Source organism: Solemya elarraichensis gill symbiont (genome assembly GCF_002021095.1).
Classification (GTDB): Bacteria; Pseudomonadota; Gammaproteobacteria; order Chromatiales; family Chromatiaceae.
This window is the reverse complement of sequence record NZ_MPRK01000195.1, coordinates 1-3,327: the sequence shown is the minus strand read 5'-3', so window position 1 is coordinate 3,327 and position 3,327 is coordinate 1. Positions and strand designations below refer to the sequence as shown.

3 protein-coding genes are annotated in these 3,327 nt (G+C 49.7%); all 3 read right to left on the bottom strand.

The genetic code is table 11. From position 1 onward, the window contains the following. Positions 1–941 (bottom strand): branched-chain amino acid ABC transporter permease (locus BOW51_RS08850; RefSeq protein WP_078477408.1); only part of this gene is annotated, 941 nt, incomplete at its 3' end. 3 nt (positions 942–944) lie between these two features. Continuing rightward, positions 945–1,961, bottom strand: a complete 1,017-nt coding sequence (locus BOW51_RS08845) for a branched-chain amino acid ABC transporter permease (protein ID WP_078477407.1) — start codon at positions 1,959–1,961, stop codon at positions 945–947. A 76-nt stretch (positions 1,962–2,037) separates the two neighbouring features. After that, positions 2,038–3,267, bottom strand: coding sequence for a substrate-binding protein (locus tag BOW51_RS08840; protein ID WP_078477406.1), 1,230 nt, complete (start codon positions 3,265–3,267; stop codon positions 2,038–2,040). Between the last annotated feature and the right edge of the window lie 60 nt (positions 3,268–3,327).

Here is a 3,327-nt window from a genome sequence, read left to right as displayed (position 1 = left end):
CCAGGCAGGAAGCTGAAAACTTCATGCAATGCAGACTCATTCAAAGCAGAAAAAATGTTTTCAAAGTACTTGATAATGCCAACACCCAATAAAGGACCGATTAGTGTGCCCATGCCCCCGAGGATAGTCATCAAGACGACCTCGCCAGAAGCGGTCCACTGCATACGCTCAGCACCGGCCAATGGGTCAGTTGCTGCCATCAGCGCACCAGCCAGCCCTGCAAACATGCCGGAAATGACAAATGCAGACAGCAGATATGGGCGTGTATTGAAACCGGTATATTTCATACGTGTCTGGTTAGACTTGATGGCACGTAACTTCATACCGTAGGGTGAGCGGAAAATTTTCAGTGAAATATAAAAACCCACAATCAACAGTACAGCACAGAAATAGAAGCCACTGTAGCCGCTCATGGACAGGCCAAACAGGTTGGTCGAAGGCAAACTGTCAGTTACTGGTATGCCGAACATACCATCAACAACACGCGGGTCTGCCAAGGTCAGCTGTAAGCCGGTTTCACCATTGGTGATCGGTGTCAGCACTGAATAGGCCAAGCTGTAAGACATTTGCGCAAAGGCCAGGGGCAGGATTGAAAAATAGATACCTGAACGACGCAGGCTGATAAATCCAATTACCAGTGCGAATACGCCTGCCATCAGGGTGCTAAAGAGAATTGCAGGTAGCACATTCATCGTCAGAAGTTTGAAACTCCATACTGCCGTATATGAACCAACTCCCAGGAAAGCAGCGTGTCCGAATGACAGGTAACCGGTCAAGCCAAAGAGGATGTTAAAACCGATGGCAAAGAGTCCAAAAATGGCGAATTTCTGTAAAAGATCGGGATAACCGGCTCCAATCGGCGTCAGCCAGGTAGGTGCGGTCAAAACGATGGTCGCGAAAATGACCATGATGGCGAGGTTGCTTTTTAATAATTTATGCATGGCTTAATCCTCCATCACGCCTTCACGACCCAGCAGGCCTCTGGGACGTACCAGAAGGACAACAACTGCAACCAGGTAGATAATAATCTGGTCTATGCCGGGTAGCATTGATTTTACTTCATTCATCGAAGCGAAAGACTGGAGGATGCCTAACAGGAAGCCGGCCAGTACGGCGCCTCCCAGTGACCCCATGCCACCTACCACAACCACGACAAATGAGAGCACAAGAAAATCCATGCCAATATGGTAATCGGGGGGAAAAATGGGGGTGTACATGACACCGGCAAGACCGGCAACGACGGTTGCCAGGCCAAATACAATGGTAAAACGTTTCTGCACATTGATGCCTAAAAGACCAACCGTTTCACGATCCGCCATGCCCGCACGTACGACCATGCCAAAGGTTGTAAATTTGAGGAAGGCAAAAACACCAAAAATGATAACCGCTGAAAACATCAGATAGATCATGCGCCACCAGGGATAAACGATAGCGTCGCTAAGACCTAACATGCTACCAATCGCAGCACTTCCCGAGACGATGTCCGGAGCAGGAGTTGGAATCGGGTTTGCACCAAAAAGGGATTTAACAATTTCCTGTAACACAATAGCTAAACCAAAGGTGACCAGGATCTGTTCAGCGTGCGTTCTTTTATAGAAATGCTTAATCAGACCGCGTTCGATTGCGACACCAATCAAAAGCATGACAGGAATTGCGACCAGAATCGATATCGGAACAGAATAATCAATGATCATTGCCCCTGTATCACCCCACCAGACTTCGAGATAGGGTGTTTCTTTATAGGCGTCAAAGAATGTGATGCTTTCATCTTTGACACGCATTGAAATCGTGAGTAGTTGTTGTACTGAAACGGCACAGAAAGCACCCAGCATAAATAAGGCGCCATGAGCAAAGTTCACTACGCCAAGTGTGCCGAATGTTAGTGTCAGGCCAAGGGCAATTAGCGCGTAGGCGCCGCCTTTGTCCAGGCCGTTAAGAATTTGTAAAAGAATCTCTTCCATAACAGTGACTTTGTGTTAGCAGGTTCAAAAAGAAAAACCGGCTACCCGAAGGTAGCCGGTAGTGTGGCTTGCCTGATTAGGCGTTACAGCTACCCAGCTGGCCACCCAGCATATCAGGAGCATATTCAACTGCAGAGCGTGGTGTGACGTTAACAACTTCCAGCAGGTCGAACTGAGATGTCGGGTTCTGGTTGCCGCGTACAACCAGCACGTCCTTGAAGCACTGGTGGTCTTCAGCACGGTACTCGGTTGGGCCGTTGCCCATACCGTCGAACTTGAAGCCTTCAAGCGCTTCGATGACACCACAAGGGTTGAAAGTACCAGCCATTTCACAAGCATTTGCATAGAGCAGAGTCTGCACGTAGCAAGTGTGAGCAGCCTGTGATGGTGGGAAGCCATACTCGGCACCGAAGGACTTAACGAATGCTTTCGAACCTTCGTCAGTCAGTGACCAGTTCCAGTTGGTAGAACCGTAGATGCCTTTGATGTTTTCACCGGCACCCTGTGCCATCAAGCGTAAGAACAGAGGTACAACGATCTGGAAATCTTTACCGTTAACCTGCTTGTCACGCAGACCAAACTGTACGGCCTGGGTCAGTGAGTTAACCATGTCTTTACCGTAGTGGTTCAGAACCAAAACGTCAGCGCCAGAGTTCAGTACAGGTGTAATGTACTGAGAGAAATCACCGGCACCCAGCGGGGTACGAACAGCCGCTTTAGTCTGCCAGCCAAGTGCTTCAGTGTACTTCTTGATGGAACCTTCCTGTGACCAACCCCAGGTGTAGTCAGCAGTCAGATGGTAAGCAGTACGGTCTTTGCCGAACTCTTTTTCCAGGATGGGGGCAAGAGCAGCGCCGGACATTTCTGTGTTGAAGAAGTGACGGAAGCCATGCTTACGCTTGTCCTTGCCGGTTGTATCGTTTGAGTGAGTCAGGCCGGCCATGAAGATTACGCCAGCTTCCTGACACAGGCCTTGTACAGCAATCGCAACACCGGAAGATGAACCACCAGTGACCATCAGGGCGCCGTCTTTTTCAATCATGCGCTTGGCTGATGCACGTGCAGCGTCAGACTTGGTTTGTGTATCACCTGTTACATAGGCAACTTTCTTGCCCAGAACGCCATTGCCCTTCAGGGACAAAGGTTTCATGGTGTTCATCATGCCGCCGTCACCTTCACCGTTCAGGTGTTTGACTGCCAGCTTGTAGGCGCGCAGTTCATCAGCGCCTTCGTCAGCATATGCGCCAGTCTGTGGTACGTTGAAGCCCCAAGCGTGTCTTTGATCTCGTGATGTAAAACGGGACATCCAAGTCGCCCTTTTACACTCGATCTTCGACAGCCTTTATTGCCCCGGACGCCCTGCGTC